This is a genomic window from Paraburkholderia piptadeniae (assembly GCF_900007165.1).
GTDB lineage: Bacteria > Pseudomonadota > Gammaproteobacteria > Burkholderiales > Burkholderiaceae > Paraburkholderia > Paraburkholderia piptadeniae.
In genome coordinates this window covers 1-1,988 of the sequence record NZ_CYGY02000116.1, presented here as the reverse complement: position 1 = coordinate 1,988, position 1,988 = coordinate 1, and the positions used below count along the sequence as shown (strand labels likewise).

At 64.0% G+C, this 1,988-nt stretch carries 1 protein-coding gene; it reads left to right on the top strand.

The annotated features are described in order from the left end of the window. Window positions 1–172: 172 nt before the first annotated feature. Window positions 173–1,909: an IS1634 family transposase gene (locus BN2476_RS40900; protein ID WP_087739844.1), complete on the top strand. Its 1,737-nt coding sequence runs from the start codon at window positions 173–175 to the stop codon at window positions 1,907–1,909. The last annotated feature ends 79 nt before the right edge of the window (window positions 1,910–1,988 follow it).

The window sequence follows — 1,988 nt, the reverse complement described above, 5'->3', positions numbered from 1 at the left end:
GCGTCAGATGTGTATAAGAGACAGCCGAAGTTCCTCCCTTTCTTGTAGTCATCACGCGGTCGCAAGTCCGCGTGATTGCTGGGCACTGGCGCCATTAGGGCGTTTTTATTGGCTCAATAATGTAGTCACTAAAATCTATTGAAATCTGGAATTTTTCGACTAGAATTTCCGTATGGCCTCCAGAACCGGATCCGCTCACGTCGTCACTACATCACGCACCTACAAGGGCAAGGTGTACTACACCCACCTGCTGCGGCGTAGCTACCGCGAGGACGGCAAGGTCAAGAACGAGACGCTGGGCAACCTGTCTCATCTGCCCGAGCCGCTGATCGAGATCATTCGCCGCTCGCTGCAGGGCGAGACGTTCGTGCCGCTGGGCCAGGCGTTCGAGGTCACCGGCTCACTCGCTCACGGCCATGTGCGCGCCGTTGAGCTGGCGATGCAGCGCCTGGACTTCGCGTCGCTGCTGGGCAGCAAGCCCTCATCTGAGCGCGATCGGGTGCTGGCGATGGTGACCGCACGCATCGTGGCGCCGCACACAAAGCTGGCCACTACGCGCTGGTGGCACACCACCACGCTGGCGACAGACTTTGGCGTGGCCGATGCCAACGAGGACGACCTGTACGCGGCGATGGACTGGTTGCTCACGCGCCAGGACGCGATCCAGAAGAAGCTCGCCGCACGCCATCTGAGCGCCGGCGGCCTGGTGCTGTATGACCTGAGTTCCAGCTACTTCGAGGGCACCACCTGCCCGCTGGCGCGGCTGGGCCACAACCGCGACGGCAAGAAGGGGCTGCTGCAGGTCAACTACGGACTGCTCACCGATGCGCGCGGCTGCCCGGTGGCGGTGTCGGTGCATGAGGGCAACGTGGCCGACAGCGCCACCTTCCTGCCTGAGGTGCAGCGCCTGCGTGAGCACTTTGGCATCGAGCAGCTGGTGATGGTCGGCGATCGCGGCATGATCTCCAGCAAGGCCATCGACGAGCTGCGCGAGACGCAGGGCGTCGACTGGATCACGGCACTGAAGGGTGCGTCGATCCGCACACTGGTCGAGCAGGGCCAACTGCAGCTGGGGCTGTTCGATGAGCGCAACCTCATGGAGATCGCCTCGCCGGAGTATCCCGGCGAGCGGCTGGTGGCGTGTCGCAATCCGCAACTCGCGGCGCTGCGCGCGCACAAGCGGCAGGACCTGCTCGCTGCTACCGAAAAGAACCTGCAGCAGATCAAGGAACGCGTGGACGCGGGCAGGCTCAAGGGCGCCGATGCGATTGGGCTGCGCGTGGGCAAGGTGGTCAACCAGTACAAGGTGGCCAAACACTTTGAACTGCAGATCAGCGACGGGAGTTTCTCGTTCACGCGCAAGCACGAGGCGATCGCAGCAGAGGCCGCGCTGGACGGCATCTACATCATCCGTACCTCGGTCGAGGCCGCGCGCATGGAGGCGGCCGACTGCGTGCGCAACTACAAGGCGCTGGCCAACGTGGAGCGCGCGTTCCGCAGTCTGAAGACGATGGACCTGAAGGTGCGCCCCATCCATCACCGTACGGCGGATCGGGTGCGCGCGCACATCCTGCTGTGCATGCTCGCGTACTACGTGGAGTGGCACATGCGCGAAGCCTGGCGGGAACTGATGTTCGCCGACACCGACCTGGCGGCCAAGGCCACGCGCGACCCGGTGGCGCCGGCGCAGCGCTCGCAGCAGGCGCAGGAGAAGGTGGTGAGCCGCACCGTGGCGGATGGCACGCCCGTCCACAGCTTCTCCACCCTGATGGCCGAGCTGGGTAGCATCGTGCGCAACACCTGCCGCACACGAGGCGCTGGCCCCGAGGCGCCGACGTTCGACATCATCACCACGCCCAACGCGACGCAGCGTCACGCACTCGATCTGATCAGGCAAATCCGGCCGTAGACAGAAACCGCAACGCCGATTTCACCCCAACTGCCTATGGGACAAGGACAAACTCGTCCCTCTGCTACTGGAACTTCGG